Here is a 15,799-nt window from a genome sequence, read left to right on the forward strand (position 1 = left end):
ATGACCTTCCTCCGCTGGCTGGTTCCGACCCCGTATCCCTACGTCGCGCTGGGCATCCCCGTGATCGTGTTCGCGATGGGGTACGGGTGGCTGAACGTCGTCGTCGCGCTGGCCATGAGTCTCGGCATCTTCCTCTCCGCAGGTTGGGTCGACTATCGCCGGCGGGGACGCAAGTACCCGTCGCCGTCCGGGATGAGCGCATCCAGTGCCCCGATCGCCGAGCCGCTGGACATCGCGGAACCACTCACACCGGGCGGCCCGCGATACGTGGAGTTCGATCGCCGCATCCCCACCCGCGCAGAAGCGGACCGGATCATCTCCGAGGGGCTCGGGCTCGCGTTGCGGCGTGTGCCCCGCGAGCACCGGGACCTGGAATTCCTCCAGTGGTTCCCGCACCTGCGCGGGCTGTGGATATACGGTCCCGTGAACGCCGCTCGCATCGGCGACCTGACCGCCTTGTCTCACCTTTCGCTGATCGCGGCAGGCGGTGACGACGTCGACTTGTCGAGGCTGAGAGGCCTGACGTTCTACGAGGGCGAATTGCGGGGGCGCGAGTCGGTGACTGCGCTGCCCGCCGTGCGAGAGCTGTACCTCGGAGAGGTCGACGCAGGGCGTTTGGAGCGCGTGCCTCCTGAGCTCAAGAGCCTCGCACTCCACGGTGCCACCGGCCTCACCGCCCTCGACGTGGTCGGCACAGCCCCAGGTCTGCGTGAGCTCGACGTGCAAGGCCCGCGACAGCTCGACATCGGTGCTCTCTCAGACCTCAAGCACCTGCAGAAGGTGAGCTTGGCCGACATCCGGCGTCTGACGGGGTGTGCGGCACTCTCGTCTCTCGCAGCGCTCCGTGAGCTCCGCCTGGACAACGTGGAGGAGGTCGACGACCCGGCCGCGCTCCGCTCACTCCGCGGCGTCGAGGTCGTGACGACGGGCCCCGGAGGGCTCGCACATGGGCTCTCGGTCAGCCCCACACCCGGTACGTGAGGTCCATGCCCGGGCGGTAGGCGAAGTGCGAGACGGACGGCGCATCGATCGCGTGCAGGTGCGCCCGGTAGCCGGGGATGATCGCGCCGATGCTGTCCGACCGCCGCAGCGCCGCGGCGCCGCCGGCGGTGGCCGCCCAGATCGCCTCCTCGACGGTGAGACCCATCTGCAGCACGGCGGTGGCGACGCAGAACGCCATGGATGTCGTGTTCGAAGTCCCCGGATTGCCGTTGCTCGCGAGCGCGATCGTCGCACCCGCATCCAGCAGTGCACGTGCCGGGGGGAACGGCTCGCGGGTGCTGAGGTCGCACGCCGGCAGCAGCGTCGCGACGGTGCTCGACGACCCCAGTGCCTCGATGTCGCGGGCGCTCAGGTGGTTGCAATGATCCACGGATGCCGCATCCAGCTCCACGGCGAGCTGCACGCCGTCGCCCTCGCCCAGCTGATTACCGTGCACCCGGAGTCCGAGCCCGGCGGCCCGGCCGGCCTCCAGGACGACCCTCGACTGGTCGGCGTCGAACGCGCCGCGCTCGCAGAAGACGTCGATCCACGTGCAGTACGGCCGCACCGCGTCGAGCATCTCGCCGGCGACGAGCGCCACGTAATCATCGGCGTCCACATCGGGCGGAACGACGTGCGCGCCCAGGAACGTCACGTCCGAGGTGACCTCGGCAGCGAGGCGCGCCAGCCGCGTCTCGTCAGCGACGCTGAGCCCGTAGCCGGTCTTGATCTCCATCCACGTCGTGCCGCTTCGCCGCGCGACCGCTCGCCGCAGGGCCAGTTCGGTGCGGAGGCGCTCATCCGATGCCTCGGTCGTCGCCCGGACCGTGGTGCGGATGCCCCCCGCCTGGTAGGCGTGGCCGGCCATCCGGTACTCGAACTCCTCCGAGCGATCACCGGCGAAGACGAGGTGCGTGTGCGAGTCGACCCAGCCCGGCAGCACGGCGCGTCCGCCGAGGTCGGTGCGCCGGTCGGCGGCGGGCGCATCGGCCGCGCGCCCCACCCACGCGACCGTGCCGGCCTCGACGACGATCGCGGCATCCGTGAGCCGGCCCAGCAGGCCACCGCGCTCAGGATCGTTCGTCGTCAGTTCGCTGATCCCGGTGACGAGCTCGCTGGTCATGTGTCCTCCTCGAACCGTTCGTCCTCGGCAAACAACGTGCTGATGCACCGGCGCAGGCGCTCGGCCACCGCCACCTCGTCGTGCACGACGACGCGGCCGCCCACGATCGTCTGCGTCACATCCGCCGCCGTCGCGGTGAGAGGAAGCTGCTCGATCCTGCTGCCGGCGGTGCGGATCGAGACCGGATCGAGCTCGACGAGATCGAGCGGTCCGCCGAGGCGGGCGGGCTCCGCGAGCCCGAGTGAGCCGTAGCCGCCCCCGGAGCCGATGCGCCACAGCGACTCGGGCGCGATGCGTCCGCGGCGGAGTGAGCGCAGCCGCTCGCCGGCTTCGAGACCTCTGAGCTCGAGCAGCGGGTCGACCACAGCGTTCTGATCGGACCCGACGGCGAGTGTCGCCCCGGCCTCCAGCAGTTCGACCGCCCGGCCGATGCCGTCTCCGAGGTCGGCCTCGGTCGTCGGGCAGAACACCGCGTGAACCCCCGCCTGCCCGAGAAGACGGATGTCGCCCTCGGTCAGGTGCGTCGCGTGAACGACCGACAGCCGCGCAGAGAGCACGCCCTTTTCGGCGAGAAGCTCGGTGGGGGTCAGCCCGTAGGCGGCGACGCAGTCCTCGTTCTCGGCTGGCTGCTCCGACAGATGGATGTGCAGCGGCACGTCGCCGGGCAGCTCCCGGGCGACGTGGCCGAGCGCGTCGCGCGGGACACCCCGCACCGAGTGCAGCGCGGCGCCGAGCGTGACGAGCTCCGACCTGCCGTCGAGCGCGGTGCGCAGCGAGTGCCACCGGTCCAGCCATGCGCCCGCATCGGCGTCGCCGAAGCGCGCCTGCTCCGCGGCGAGCGGTCGGCCGATGCCTCCCGCGAGATAGCAGGTGTCGAGCAGCACGAGGCGGATGCCCGCCTCGGCTGCGGCATCCGCCAGCGCGATCTCCATCGCGTGGTCGTCGTAGGGGGTGCCGTCCGGACGGTGATGGACGTAGTGGAACTCGCCGACGCTGGTCCATCCCGCTGCGACCATCTCCGAGAACACCGCCACCGCGAAGTCCCGGTACGTCGTCGGATCCAGTCGGCCGGCGGCGCGATACATGAGCTCGCGCCACGTCCAGAACGATCCCGACTCGTGGGTGCGCCCACGGAGCGCCCGGTGGAAGGCATGCGAGTGCGCGTTGGCGAAGCCGGGAACCGCGAGGTCGAGCACCGTCGCATCGGCGGGGGCCGCGGTGCCGGCGGTCTCGGTCACGACCGACCCCGCGGCATCCGACTCGAACAGCACGCCGCGCTCGACGACGCCTCCCCTGAGCAGGCGGTCGATCCAGATCCTCATGCGAGATCCTCGATCGTGCGGGCGAGCGCCTCGACGCCCGCGCGGACGGCGGCATCGTCCGCGCCTTCCTCTGGAGCGTGGGACACACCGGACGGGTTGCGGACGAAGAGCATCGCCGTCGGCACGTACGCCGCGAGCACCCCCGCATCGTGGCCGGCGCCGGTGGGCAGCGCCGGAATGCCGCCGAGCGTCGTGGCGATGCGGTCCCGCAGCTGCGGATCGAAGCGCACTTCGCCGCTGTACGACTCTTCGATGACGGATGCCTCGCATCCCTCTGCGGCGGCCGCTTCGGCGACCGCGGCGTGGACCTCGGCGACGATGTCGCGGGTGTCGGCCTCGGAATCCGCGCGGACGTCCATCCACGCCGACACCCGTGAGGCGATGACGTTCGTCCCGCCCGGCACCGGTTCGAGTCGGCCGATGGTGGCCCGAGAGCCCGTGCGGCGTGCGGCGGCGCGGCGCGCGGCGAGCACGGCGGCCGCGGCCGGAAGCATCGGGTCGCGGCGGTCGGCGATCTCTGTCGTGCCGGCGTGGTTGCCCTGGCCGCGCACGTCGATGCGCCAGCGTCCGTGCTCGAGGATGGACGACCCGACGGCGACCGGCGCGTCGAGGTCGATCAGTCCCTTGCCCTGCTCGACGTGAAGCTCGACGTACACGCCGATGCGCGCGAGCGACTCGGCGTCGTAGCCCGGCGCATCGAGGGAGGCGCCGCGTGCGACGTCGACGAAACGCTGCCCTGCGGCATCCGTCAGCTGTTGCAGTCGGTCGGGAGTCACGGCGCCGGCGAGCAGCCGCGAGCCGAGGCAGGCCAGGCCGAAGCGCGACCCCTCCTCTTCGGCGAAGACGACGACGGCGAGCGGGCGCGACGGGACGAACCCGGCAGCCTTCAGCTGCTCGACGGCGGCGAGGGCGCTGGCGACACCGAGAGGTCCATCGTGCGCGCCGCCACCGGGGACGGAGTCGAGGTGGCTGCCGGTGACGAACGCGTCGGGTCCCGGTTCGCCCCACCACGCCCACAGATTGCCGTTGCGGTCGGCTGTCACCTGCAGTCCGAGGCGCTGCGCGCGCTCGACGAACCAGTCGCGCAGCTCGCGCTCGGCGTCGTCGAAGACATGGCGCGAGTACCCGCCTCGCCGCCGGTCCCGGCCGACGTCTTCGATCTCGGCGAGCAGATCGAGGGCGTCGAAGCCGGTCACTCGCCCTCCCACATCGGCACCCGAAGGCCGCGCGCGCGGGCGATGTCGGCCGCGTGCTCGTAGCCCGCGTCGACGTGCCGCATGACGCCGGTGCCGGGATCGTTCGTGAGCACGCGCTCCAGCTTCTGCGCCGCCAGCGGAGTGCCGTCGGCGACCGTCACCTGCCCGGCGTGGATGGAGCGGCCGATGCCCACGCCGCCGCCGTGGTGCAGCGACACCCAGGTCGCGCCGGACGCCGTGTTGAGAAGGGCGTTGAGCAGCGGCCAGTCGGCGATGGCGTCGGAGCCGTCCTTCATCGACTCGGTCTCGCGGTACGGCGATGCCACCGAACCGGAGTCGAGGTGGTCGCGGCCGATCACGATCGGCGCCGACAGCTCGCCCGCGGCGACCATCTCGTTGAACCGCAGTCCGGCGAGGTGACGCTCCTTGTACCCGAGCCAGCAGATCCGCGCCGGAAGGCCCTCGAAGTGCACCTTCTCGGACGCCTGCGTGATCCAGCGCGCGAGCGCCTTGTCTTCGGGGAAGAGCTCGAGCACCGCACGGTCGGTCGCCGCGATGTCGGCCGGGTCGCCGGAGAGAGCAGCCCAGCGGAAGGGCCCGCGGCCCTCTTCGAACTGCGGGCGGATGTAGGCGGGCACGAAGCCCGGGAAGGCGAACGCACGGTCGTAGCCGGCGAGGGCGGCCTCGGCGCGGATGGAGTTGCCGTAGTCGAAGACGGCGGCGCCGGCATCCAGGAATCCGACCATCGCCTCCACCTGCTTCGCCATGCTGCGCCGCGACTGGTCGGTGAACCCTTCGGGGTCCGCCTCGGCAGCCGCCTTCCACTCCTCGAACGGGATGCCCTCGGGAAGGTACGCGAGAGGGTCGTGGGCACTCGTCTGGTCGGTGACGATGTCGATCGCGACCTGGCGCTCGAGGAGCTGGGCGAAGACGGTCGCGGCGTTGCCCGCGAGGCCCACCGACAGCGCCTCGCCCGCCGCCTTCGCGGCGAGGACCCGCTCGAGTGCGCGGTCGAGATCGGTGGTGTACTCGTCGAGGTACCCGTGATCGACGCGCCGCGCGAGGCGCGACTCGTCGACGTCGACCACGAGGACGGCGCCGCCGTTCATGGTGACCGCGAGGGGCTGGGCGCCGCCCATGCCCCCCGCACCGCCGGTGAGGGTGAGCGTGCCGGCGAGGTCGTCGCGGCCGAGTGATCGCGCGACCGCCGCGAACGTCTCGTACGTGCCCTGCAGGATGCCCTGCGTGCCGATGTAGATCCACGACCCCGCGGTCATCTGGCCATACATCGTGAGTCCGAGCGCTTCGAGTCGCCGGAACTCCGGCCAGTTCGCCCAGTCGCCCACCAGATTCGAGTTGGCGATCAGCACGCGCGGCGCCCACTCGTGCGTGCGGAACACCCCGACCGGCTTGCCCGACTGCACCAGCAGGGTCTCATCAGATTCCAGCGTCTCGAGCGTCCGCACGATCGCGTCGTACGCCTCCCAACTGCGCGCGGCCCTGCCGGTGCCCCCGTATACCACGAGGTCTTCCGGGTGCTCGGCGACCTCGGGGTCGAGGTTGTTCATCAGCATGCGCATGGCCGCTTCGGTCTGCCAGCTCTTGGCGACCAGGGTGTTGCCGCGAGCGGCGCGGATCTGGCGTGACATGGGATTCCTTCGTGTAGACGGCCCTAAAGGGCGGTGCCATTGGTGAGTCCCGCCGAGAGGCGACGGGCGGCGGCGGCCAGCAGCACGCCATATTGCTCGGCTGACATCGGCGTCATGCGATAGCTCGGCACCAGGATGCTGAGCGCGGCGACGACACGACCGGCCGCGGCGATGGGAGAGGCGATCGCCGTCACGTCGCGTTCGATGCCACGCTCGACGATGACGTAGCCCTCAGCGGGTGTCTCGCCGCTCAGGACCAATCCCGCGGCCGACCCCTGTAGGGGGACGGTGCGGCCGACCCAGTTCGCATGCCGGACGGAGTGGGAGCCCTCGACGATGCTGAGGTAGAGCGCGGTGGCCGCGTGGCCTTCCACGCTCAGATAGACGGACTCGCCGGTCGCCTGCTCCAACCCGATCATCTCGTCATGGCAGACGTTGATGAGCGACTCGTGGCCGAGCGCCTGAGCCCCCAGCTGCATCAGCCGCGAGCCGGCGCGATAGCTTCCCTCATCATCGCGGCGGACGAAGCCGCTCGACTCGAGCGTGCGGAGGAGCCGCAGCGCCGTGCTGGGGGCCAGGTCGACCGCGCGCGACGCGTCGGCGAGCGTGGTGCTGCCCTTCTCGCACACGTTCGCGAGCAGCGAGAGCGCCCGTTCGACGGTGCGTGTCGACTGTTCGCTCATGGATTCTCCTGGATCGGGACTCCTGCGGTGCGCCGCTGCGATGTTCCCGGACATAGCCGTTGTTGCTATCTAGCAAAATACACGTGCCATTGGATGAAACATAGCGATGAGTTTGTCGAATCCGGCTCGTCCCGTCCGTAGAGGTAGTGAAGGCGAGGATCAGCGGGCACCGACCGCTCGCGATGATCGCGATCTCGCCGCACACCGCTCCGCGACCAGAAAGGCCTCACGATCATGAGCACGACCTTCACCATCGGATTCTTCTGCACGCTCGACGGCTACGGCATGGCCGAGGGCTGGCCGGGATACTGGGGCAAGGAAGGCCCCGAGCTCATCGACGACCTCGTCCGCACCTACGCGCAGGACCAGGTGCTCGTCTTCGGCGCGACGACGTTCCGGGAGTTCCGGGCGTTCGTGAAGGAGTACGACGAGCCCTACTACGACCGCCTCAATGAGCTGCCGAAGATCGTGTTCTCGCGCACGCTCGAGGAGCCGCTCGGGTGGCAGAACTCGACCGTGCTCCACGAGGACGCCGTCACCGCCATCGAGCGCCTCAAGCGCACCACCGATGTGCCGATGCGCTCGCACGGCAGTATCTCGCTGAACCGCGCCCTTCTCGCCGCCGGCCTCGTCGATCGGCTGGAAGTCATCATCTTCCCCGCCGTCACCGGTCGAGCGGGTGGAGCCGCCCTCCTCCACGGCGGGGCGGAACTCGACCTCGAGCTCATCGAGTCGACCGTGCTGGACGGACGCATGCAGAAGCTCGTCTACGCCCCGCGCCTGCACGGTGAGATCCCGGCGGGTGTCGGGCCACAGCGCCGGAACGCCGAGTAGGGTACCCCGCGTCGCGCAGGCGAGGAAGGATACGACCATGCAGTATCTCGTCAACGTCATCGACAGTCGCAGCAATTCGGGAACGGCCGAAGAGGCCGTCGCGATCGACGCCTTCAACGACAAGCTCCGCGCGGGCGGCCACTGGGTGTTCGCCGCCGGGCTGGCCGACCCGACCGTCTCCACCGTCATCGACGGTCGCGGCGACGAGCCGCTGTTCACCGACGGCCCGTTCGTCGAGGCGAAGGAGTGGGCCGCCGGCTTCTGGATCATCGACGCCCCCGATCTGGACGTCGCGCTGAAGCTGATGAGCGAGGGCTCGAAGGCCTGCAACCGTCGGCTCGAGGTGCGTCCTCTCCTCGGCGGGTGACCGACGCGCAGGATGCCCTGACCCGCGCCCACCGCGACGAGTGGGCGCGGGTGGTCGCGACCCTCGCAAAACGATTCGGGAGCCTCGACACCGCCGAGGAGGCGGCGGCGGATGCATTCGCCACCGCCGCAGAGCGCTGGCCGGTGGAGGGGACGCCGCCCAACCCCGGGGGGTGGCTCGCCACCACGGCGACCCGCAAGGCGATCGACCGACTGCGCCGTGAGAGCGGCCGCGATGAGAAGCACAGGGAGGCGCAGCTCGTGTACGACGCGGAGCCCGAGCCGCTCGGTGCGATCGACGACGATCGGCTGCGGCTGATGTTCATCTGCTGCCATCCGGCACTGGCGATGGATGCGCGGGTGGTGCTCACGCTACGCATGGTGGGCGGGCTGAGCGTTCCCGAGATCGCCCGCGCGTTCCTGGTGCAGGACACGACGATGGGGGCGCGCATCACGCGCGCGAAGGCCAAGATCTCGGCGGCCCGCATCCCCTACCGGATGCCGGAGGCCGAGGATCTTCCCGGCCGGGTCGCGGGCGTGCTGGCCGTGCTGTTCCTCATCTACAACGAGGGCTATCTGGCGTCCGGAGCGGACAGCGACCCGGTGCGCGAGGAGCTCACCGGCGAGGCGGTCCGGCTCGCGCGGCTGCTGCACCAACTGTTGCCCGACGATGGCGAGGTGACCGGCATCCTGTCGCTCATGCTGCTCACCGATGCGCGTCGCTCGGCACGGGTGTCGTCGGCGGGCGAACTGGTTCCGCTGGCAGAACAGGACCGCGGACAGTGGGATGCCGAGCTGATCGCCGAGGGGCACGCCCTGGTCCGTGAGCGGCTGGCGTCGGGCCTGCCGCCCGGCCGCTACCAGCTGATGGCGGCGATCAACGCGGTGCACACCGACGGGGACGCGACGGACTGGGCGCAGGTGGTCGCACTCTACGACCACCTCCTGCGACTCGATGGCTCGCCGATCGTGCGCCTCAACCGGGCGATCGCGGTCGGCGAGCTCGATGGCCCGGCCACCGGGCTGGCGCTCATCGACACGCTCGCTCCCACGCTGAAGGGGTACCACCCGTATCACGCGGCACGCGCACTGCTGCTGCGCCGACTCGGCCGCGCCGCGGAAGCGCGCGATGCCTACGATGCGGCGATCCGGTTGGCGGGCAACACCGCTGAGGTCGCACACCTCACGCGGCAGCGCGACGCGGCTGCCGGCGAGTGAGGGGACGGCGGGGTGTCAGCGCAGCTGCGCGAAGCTCTCCGCCTCACTCGTCGGTCCCGCGACGAGCATCATGTCGCCCTCCTCCAGGACGGTGGTGTTGTCGGCGTTCGTCCACGACCCGCCCTCATGGTGGTACGCGGCGATGGTGACGCCGTACTTCTTGCGCAACCCGGTCTCGCCCAACGGCGTGCCCTGGATGCTCGACGGCACGGGTGCCTTCACCAGGGCGTAGCCCGGTGCGATCTCGATGAAGTCCAATGCGGCTCCCCGCACCAGATGTGCGACTCGGCGCCCCATGTCCTTCTCGGGGTAGATGACGTGGTGCACACCGAGCTGCTCGAGGATCAGCCCATGACGGTCGTCGACCGCCTTGGCCCAGATGACCGGGATCTTCATGCTGAGCAGTACCGAGCAGGTGAGGATGGATGCCGAGATGTCGCCGCCGATCGCGACCACCACTCGATCGAACTCGTCGACCGCCAGCTGCTGGAGCACCTCGCCCCGAGTGGAATCGGCGCGGACGACCTGCGTGAGCTCGCCGTTCAGAGACTGCACCAGCTCTTCATCGACATCGATGCCCAGCACCTCGGTGCCTCCGGCCACGAGCTCGAGGGCGAGAGCGCTGCCGAATCGACCCAGGCCGATGACGGCGACCGAGTCTGCTTCGGCGATGCGGCGCGACGTGTCGGCGCCGAGAAACGGGAATCTAGCCAACGGCGGGCCTCTCCTTCGGGAACTCGTACAGGATGCGGCGATCGCGCAGTGCGATCGCGGAGCCGAGGGTCAACGGGCCCAGCCGGCCGAGGAACATGAGCACGACCAGGACCACCTGCGCGCTCGCGGACAGGTCGGCCGTGATGCCGGTCGACAGTCCCACGGTGGCGAACGCCGACACGGTCTCGAAGAGCGCGCGGTCGAGGCTCTCGCCGCTCAGGAGCATGAGAAGGGCGGCACCGACGACCACTGCGGCGACCGCGATCAGCACCACCGTGATCGCCTGGCGGTGAACCGCGCGGGAGAGACGCTTGCCGAAGATGTTGACCGCGCCTTCGCCGCGCAGCTCGGTCATCATGATGAAGAACAGCACGGCGAAGGTCGTGACCTTGATCCCGCCCGCGGTGCCGGCGGGGCCGCCGCCGATGAACATCAGGACGTCCATGCCGAGCCAGGTCTCGTCGTGCATCGCGCCGATGTCGACGGAGTTGAACCCGGCCGTCCGTGTCTGGACGGAGTGGAAGAAGCCCGCCAGCACGCGGCCCCAGGGATTCATGCCGCCGAAGGTTCGAGGGTTGTTCCACTCCAGGATGGTGATGAAGGCCGTCCCGGCGATGACCAGCACCGCCGTGCCCCACAGCACCAGCTTCGTGTTCATCGACCAATGCAGCGGGCGACGGAACTCCTTGCGCAGCTGCATGATCACCGGAAAGCCCAGGCCGCCGAGGATGATCGCCCCGCACAGGGGCAGGCAGATGAACGGGTCCTGCGCGAACCCGATCAGGTTGTCGCTGTACAGCGCGAAGCCGGCGTTGTTGAAGGCCGACACGGCATGGAACGTCCCGTGCCACGCCGCTTCGCCGACGGTGTAGCCGTATCCCAGCAGGAAGCGGAGGAAGAGCATGGCGAACGTGATGGCCTCGATGGTGAGCGAGATCAGAACGATGCCGCGGACGAGCCCTCGCACGTCGTTGAACCCGACCGCTTTGGCTTCGGCCGCCGTGTTGAGTCGTGCCCGCACCGACAGCTTCCGGGCGAGCACCAGGCCGATGAGCGACGCGAAGATCATGATCCCCAGGCCGCCCAGTTGAATCAGCAGCAGGATCACGACCTGCCCGAAGGGCGTCCAGAACGTCGGCGTGTCGACCACGGTCAGACCCGTGACGCATACCGCGCTCGTGGAGGTGAAGAGCGCCTGGATGAAGTTCGCACCACCAGGGCCGACCTTCGAGATCGGCAGCATCAGCAGGACGGTTCCGGCAGCCACCGCGATGCCGAACCCCGTCACGACGGCCTGCGCCGGATGGAGCCGCAGGCGCCGCCTGGCGCGGAAGAGCTGTGCACGCTCGGAGTGCAGGCGGTTGCTCACCCCCGAACTGTAGCGCGGTGCCCGAGGGACCGGCCCGGCATAGCGCCTCAGTCCTGGTGAAGGTGGTCGCGATGCTTCTCGGCCTGATGGCGCTTGGTCTGGAGGTCGATCGGTCCGGTGACGCTGAGTTCGTCCTCCCAGCACTCGATGCCCGTCACATCAGGGAGGAGAGCGCGGGTGAAGACGGGATCCCGGCCGGCTCTACGCTGCGCGGTGTAGTCCTTCAGCAAGCGGAACGCGATGCCCGACAGCAGGCCTATCGCGATGAGGTTGGTCAACGCCATGAGTCCCATCACGCCGTCCGCGAAGTTCCAGACGAGGTCGGCGCCGGCGACCGAGCCCGCCAGGACGGCGACGACGACGAGGATGCGGTAGGCCGTGAGGACGGAGCGGCGCGTGGTGATGAACTCGATGTTCGATTCGCCGTAGTAGTAGTTGCCGAGGATCGATGAGAACGCCAACAGGAAGATGATGACGCTCAGTGCGATGTTCGACCATTCCCCGAGCGTGCCGACCAAAGCGCCTTGCGTGAGGCCGATCCCGCGCTCGGCTCCGGCGAGATCAGGCACCGAGACGAGGATGATGAACGCGGTGATGGAGCAGACCAGGAAGGTGTCGAAGTACACCCCGAGCGTCTGCACGAGGCCCTGCTTGACCGGGTGGGTGACCGCCGCGCTGGCCCCGGCGTTGGGTGCCGAGCCGAGCCCGGCCTCGTTCGAGAACATGCCGCGCTTCACCCCGGTCAGCACGATGTAGCCGAATGCCGCGCCCACGACCTCGTTGAACCCCCACGCCTGCGTGAAGATCTCGGCGAACACCGGGCCGATGCGGTCGACGTGAAGGCCGACGACGACCAGGCCCAGCAGCAGATAGGCGAGCGCCATGATCGGCACGAGCAGCTGCGTCACCGACGCGATGCGGCGCACGCCGCCGAAGACGACGAGGCCGGTGAGGACGGCGATCCCGATGCCGATGCCCCACGGGAGCCACGCTGGACCGCCGCCGACGCTGGAAGTCACCGTCGCCGAGATCGTGTTCGCCTGCAACGAGCTGAAGGCGAATGGGAAGCAGATGATGAGGATGATCGCGAACCACACCCCGAGCCAGCGGGCCTTGAGGCCGCGCTGCATGTAGTACGCCGGTCCGCCGCGGAAGCTGTCGGTGTCGCGCACCTTGAACAGCTGCGCAAGAGAGGACTCGATGAAGCTGGATGCGCCGCCGATGAAGGCCATGACCCACATCCAGAACACCGCTCCCGGCCCGCCCACCGCGATCGCCGTTCCCACGCCGGCGATGTTGCCGACGCCCACGCGGGACGCCGCGGAGATGGTGAACGCCTGGAACGCCGACACCGACTGCGGCTCCCCGGTGGCGGTCCGCGGGGTCTTGTCGGTGAGCGTGCGGAACATCTCCGGGATCAGCCGGAACTGGACCACTCCCGAGCGCACGGTGAAATACAGCCCCAGGAGGACGACAACGGGCAGCACCACCCACGTCCAGAGAATGTCGCCCCACGTCAGCAGCCACTCGTTCACGTCATCCATGGTCGCCAGTATGGCGAAGGAGTGCCGATAGGGAGGGGATTGGACACGGTCAAGGGGCACGGGCGACCGCGGGGCCCCTTGCCGTGGGCCTGGCTACTGCGCGAACAGCCAGTCGATCATGATGTCGTTGGTGTACGTCGGGATCCACGAGCCGTGGTCGAACAGCGGCGTCGTGCCGGCCGAGAAGGTCGTGAACAGGTGCTCGCTCCCATCGGCTTGAGCGGCCGTCAGCGCGGCGGCTGCGAGCGCTTCCTGCTCGGCGTCCGGCAGCAGACCCGACCACTCGCTCCACGTGACCGGCACTCCCGCTGCCTGCAGAGCCCGGAAGATGCGGTAGTCGGAACCGGGGGCGTCGTATGCGACGATCGAGTCGTCCACGGAGTGGACGGCCCAGATCGGGAATTCCGTGAGGTTGGCGACTGCGGCCGCCTCGCTTCCTGCACCGCACACCAGCAGCGCCCCCGCGAACAGGTCGGATCGCTGGCCGAGGATGCCCCACGAACCGTACGAGCCCATCGAGAGCCCCGACAGGTACACGCGGGACGGGTCGATGCGCGGGTTATCGGCGATCGTCTTCTCGACGAGCTCGATGACGGCGGTCTGCATGCTCGGCGACCACCAGGCTCCCTTGCTGGGATCGGTCGGGTCGGCCTGAGGCGACAGCACGAACGCAGCGTGGCGCGCCTGCCGGAGCGGGTCCGCGAAGGCGACCGACAGCTGGTTGCCGGCGATCTGCTCGATGTTGCCCGACCCGCTCTCGCCATAGCCGTGCAGGGTGACGACGAGCGGATAGCTCGACTCCGCGTCCAGCGCAGGGGTGAACATCCGGTACGGCAAGGTCGCGCCCGACGGCGCGGTGTACGACCCGGCCGCGTAGTCGTCGACGATCAGGTCGATCACGTCGTCGTTGACGACGGTGCGTCCGGGGTGGCCGTTGAGCTTCTGCGCTTTCTCGCCGTTGCCCGGGTGCGAGGTGTCTGCCGCCGCGCCGACGACGGAGGCGACCTGCGCGACGGAATACGACCCGACGAGGTCGAAGAGGCGCGTGAATCCGCCCTCGTTGTACGAACCCGCCGAGAGTGGTTCATTCTCGTCGAGCTCGAGGATGATGAATGATCCAGCCCGCTGGGCGTCACTGAAGGCAGGTCGATCGCTCGCGTACGCGTCGACGACGGTGCGCGCTCCCTCGAGGGGGGACGCACCCGGTCGCGTCAACGCCACACGGACGGCGAACGCCGTTTCGTCGATGTCCGCGGTGCCGAGGTCGATCGCCCCGTCGTATTCGAGAGCGAGACCTGTCACCTTGTAGCCGAGCGGGGTGACCTCGGTGATCACCGTCGTATCGATGATCCGCGGCTGCGGGGCCGATGCCTGAGCGGGGGCGGGCGCCAGCGCGGCGAATGCCACGCCGGCGGCGACGACGGCGGAAGTGCCGAGTCTCCGTTTCATGTCTGACTCTTTCGTTGAGTGGTTCCACATCACCGTGGAGCGCGGCGAGACAGCCGCGGTGAAGGCACCATAGCAACGAAAAACTGTCAACGATAGGTTTTCTACATTCTTCGACCTGGCGAGTTCCTACACGACTTCCTGGGCAGGAGCCGCCAGGCCTTCCCAGAGGCGTCGCAGGCGGGCGCGCATGTCCACTGATTCGGGGTTCAGCAGCCACTGCAGTTGGAGGCCGTCCGCAGCGGCGACGAGGAGCGACGCGAGCTCGGAGGCCGCGTAGTCGGTGCGCACCGACCCCTCCGTCTGCCGGCGTGTGATGTCGTCGGTGAGAGCGCCGAGCGTGCGGTCGTACCGTTCTGTGAAGAAGTCATGCCCGGGTCCGGGCTCGATGGTCCCCTCCGCCGAGAGCAGCACGTACAGCCTCACGAGGCCCGGCTCGAGCGAATTCCAGCCCGCGGCGTCGATCAGGGCGTCGACCGCCCGCGTGCCGGGCTCGAAGCGGTCCGCGTCCTTTGTGTGCCGCCACTTGATGACCTCGAGGAAGAGATCGCGCTTGGTGGCGAAGTGGTGGAGCAGCCCGGCCTGGGTCATTCCCGCTTCGCGGGCGACCTCCCGCACCGACACGCGATCGTAGCCATCACGCGTGAAGTGATCCAGCGCGATACGCAGGATCTGCTCCCGTTTCGCTGCACTCTTGGCATACGGCCCGCGCGTCGACATGGCGTCATCGTAGTTCGTCGCCTTCGGGCGGCAGGCAACGGCCTCCGGGCACGCGGGGGTGCCCACGCCGTCAGCCGCGAAGCCCTACGGCGTCGTGGGTCCAGAAGGGCCAGGCGTAGACCAATGTGCCGGTCATCCAGGGCTCGTAGTCGGGCAGACATACCACCTGGAAGGCGGCATCCGGAATGCGAAGCGATGGCTTGCGGAAGCCGAGTTCACCTGCCGGGCGGAAGCCGAAGCGGGCGTAATAGCGGGGGTCGCCTTCGAGGATCACGAAGGGCCAGTCAGCCGCCGTCGCCGAGCGGAGAGCATGTCGCATGAGAGAGGCGCCGAGGCCGGCTCCCTGATGCTCTGGGGCCACGGCGAGCGGGCTGAGCACCGGCGCCGGGAGCAGGCGGCGCGCGGTGTCGAGGAGGCTCATCGTGACCATCACATGGCCACGTACGTCGTCGTGGGCCACCGCGACGAACGAAGATCCCCCGAGCTCGGCGATCGTAGAGCGCAGGTCGTCGACCAGCGCGTTGACGACGCGTCCGTGGTCACCGAACGCCGACAGATGAAGCCGGCGGATCGCCTCGACATCCCCGGGCTGCTCGGAGCGAATGGGTGTCGCGTCAGCGTGCATCGAACCAGT

General features: G+C 69.3%; 15 protein-coding genes. 4 read left to right on the forward strand and 11 right to left on the reverse strand.

Annotated features, from left to right (window positions below):
• Positions 1-981, forward strand: a complete 981-nt coding sequence (locus ABG085_RS02080) for a hypothetical protein (RefSeq protein ID WP_347977790.1) — start codon at positions 1-3, stop codon at positions 979-981.
• Here the strand turns inward: ABG085_RS02080 and hutI are convergent.
• The 5 genes from hutI to ABG085_RS02105 are packed head-to-tail and all read right to left on the reverse strand — an operon-like array spanning position 959 to position 6,954.
• On the reverse strand, positions 959-2,104 hold the full coding sequence (gene hutI, locus ABG085_RS02085; RefSeq protein ID WP_347977791.1) for an imidazolonepropionase: 1,146 nt from the start codon (positions 2,102-2,104) through the stop codon (positions 959-961). The two genes, ABG085_RS02080 and hutI, sit on opposite strands and share 23 nt — an antisense overlap.
• Positions 2,101-3,426 carry a formimidoylglutamate deiminase gene (locus ABG085_RS02090; RefSeq protein ID WP_347977792.1) on the reverse strand — a complete coding sequence of 442 codons (1,326 nt, stop codon included), beginning with the start codon at positions 3,424-3,426 and terminating at the stop codon, positions 2,101-2,103. Before ABG085_RS02090 ends, hutI begins: the two co-directional genes overlap by 4 nt.
• Positions 3,423-4,622 (reverse strand): allantoate amidohydrolase, encoded by a 1,200-nt coding sequence (locus tag ABG085_RS02095; RefSeq protein WP_347977793.1) that lies wholly within the window; start codon positions 4,620-4,622, stop codon positions 3,423-3,425. The genes ABG085_RS02090 and ABG085_RS02095 overlap by 4 nt, the downstream gene beginning before the upstream one ends.
• Complete coding sequence (gene hutU, locus ABG085_RS02100) at positions 4,619-6,271, reverse strand: urocanate hydratase (protein ID WP_347977794.1); 1,653 nt, start codon at positions 6,269-6,271, stop codon at positions 4,619-4,621. The genes ABG085_RS02095 and hutU overlap by 4 nt, the downstream gene beginning before the upstream one ends.
• A gap of 23 nt (positions 6,272-6,294) precedes the next feature.
• Positions 6,295-6,954: a helix-turn-helix domain-containing protein gene (locus tag ABG085_RS02105; protein ID WP_347977795.1), complete on the reverse strand. Its 660-nt coding sequence runs from the start codon at positions 6,952-6,954 to the stop codon at positions 6,295-6,297.
• 234 nt (positions 6,955-7,188) lie between these two features.
• On the opposite strand from ABG085_RS02105, the gene ABG085_RS02110 reads away from it, so the two are divergent.
• The 3 genes from ABG085_RS02110 to ABG085_RS02120 are packed head-to-tail and all read left to right on the forward strand — an operon-like array spanning position 7,189 to position 9,372.
• A complete protein-coding gene (locus ABG085_RS02110) occupies positions 7,189-7,788 on the forward strand; it encodes a dihydrofolate reductase family protein (protein WP_347977796.1) in 600 nt (199 codons plus the stop codon).
• A 37-nt stretch (positions 7,789-7,825) separates the two neighbouring features.
• Entirely contained in the window at positions 7,826-8,155 is a 330-nt protein-coding gene (locus ABG085_RS02115) for a YciI family protein (protein WP_347977797.1), read from the forward strand.
• A complete protein-coding gene (locus tag ABG085_RS02120; protein WP_347977798.1) occupies positions 8,152-9,372 on the forward strand; it encodes a DUF6596 domain-containing protein in 1,221 nt (406 codons plus the stop codon). Before ABG085_RS02115 ends, ABG085_RS02120 begins: the two co-directional genes overlap by 4 nt.
• 15 nt (positions 9,373-9,387) lie before the next feature.
• Here ABG085_RS02120 and ABG085_RS02125 read toward each other — a convergent pair whose 3' ends face one another.
• From ABG085_RS02125 to ABG085_RS02150, 6 genes are all read right to left on the reverse strand, one after another.
• A complete protein-coding gene (locus ABG085_RS02125; protein ID WP_347977799.1) occupies positions 9,388-10,086 on the reverse strand; it encodes a TrkA family potassium uptake protein in 699 nt (232 codons plus the stop codon).
• Positions 10,079-11,455 carry a potassium transporter TrkG gene (locus ABG085_RS02130; RefSeq protein ID WP_347977800.1) on the reverse strand — a complete coding sequence of 459 codons (1,377 nt, stop codon included), beginning with the start codon at positions 11,453-11,455 and terminating at the stop codon, positions 10,079-10,081. The genes ABG085_RS02125 and ABG085_RS02130 overlap by 8 nt, the downstream gene beginning before the upstream one ends.
• Before the next feature lie 47 nt (positions 11,456-11,502).
• Positions 11,503-12,999: an alanine/glycine:cation symporter family protein gene (locus ABG085_RS02135; RefSeq protein ID WP_347977801.1), complete on the reverse strand. Its 1,497-nt coding sequence runs from the start codon at positions 12,997-12,999 to the stop codon at positions 11,503-11,505.
• Positions 13,000-13,092: 93 nt separating this feature from the next.
• Positions 13,093-14,448, reverse strand: coding sequence for a hypothetical protein (locus ABG085_RS02140; RefSeq protein ID WP_347977802.1), 1,356 nt, complete (start codon positions 14,446-14,448; stop codon positions 13,093-13,095).
• 126 nt (positions 14,449-14,574) lie between these two features.
• Positions 14,575-15,165 (reverse strand): TetR/AcrR family transcriptional regulator, encoded by a 591-nt coding sequence (locus tag ABG085_RS02145; protein ID WP_347977803.1) that lies wholly within the window; start codon positions 15,163-15,165, stop codon positions 14,575-14,577.
• 70 nt (positions 15,166-15,235) lie between these two features.
• Entirely contained in the window at positions 15,236-15,790 is a 555-nt protein-coding gene (locus tag ABG085_RS02150; RefSeq protein WP_347977804.1) for an N-acetyltransferase, read from the reverse strand.
• Positions 15,791-15,799: the final 9 nt, after the last annotated feature.

Origin of the sequence: Microbacterium sp. ProA8, assembly GCF_039905635.1 — a bacterium.
Classification (GTDB): Bacteria; Actinomycetota; Actinomycetes; order Actinomycetales; family Microbacteriaceae; genus Microbacterium; species Microbacterium chionoecetis.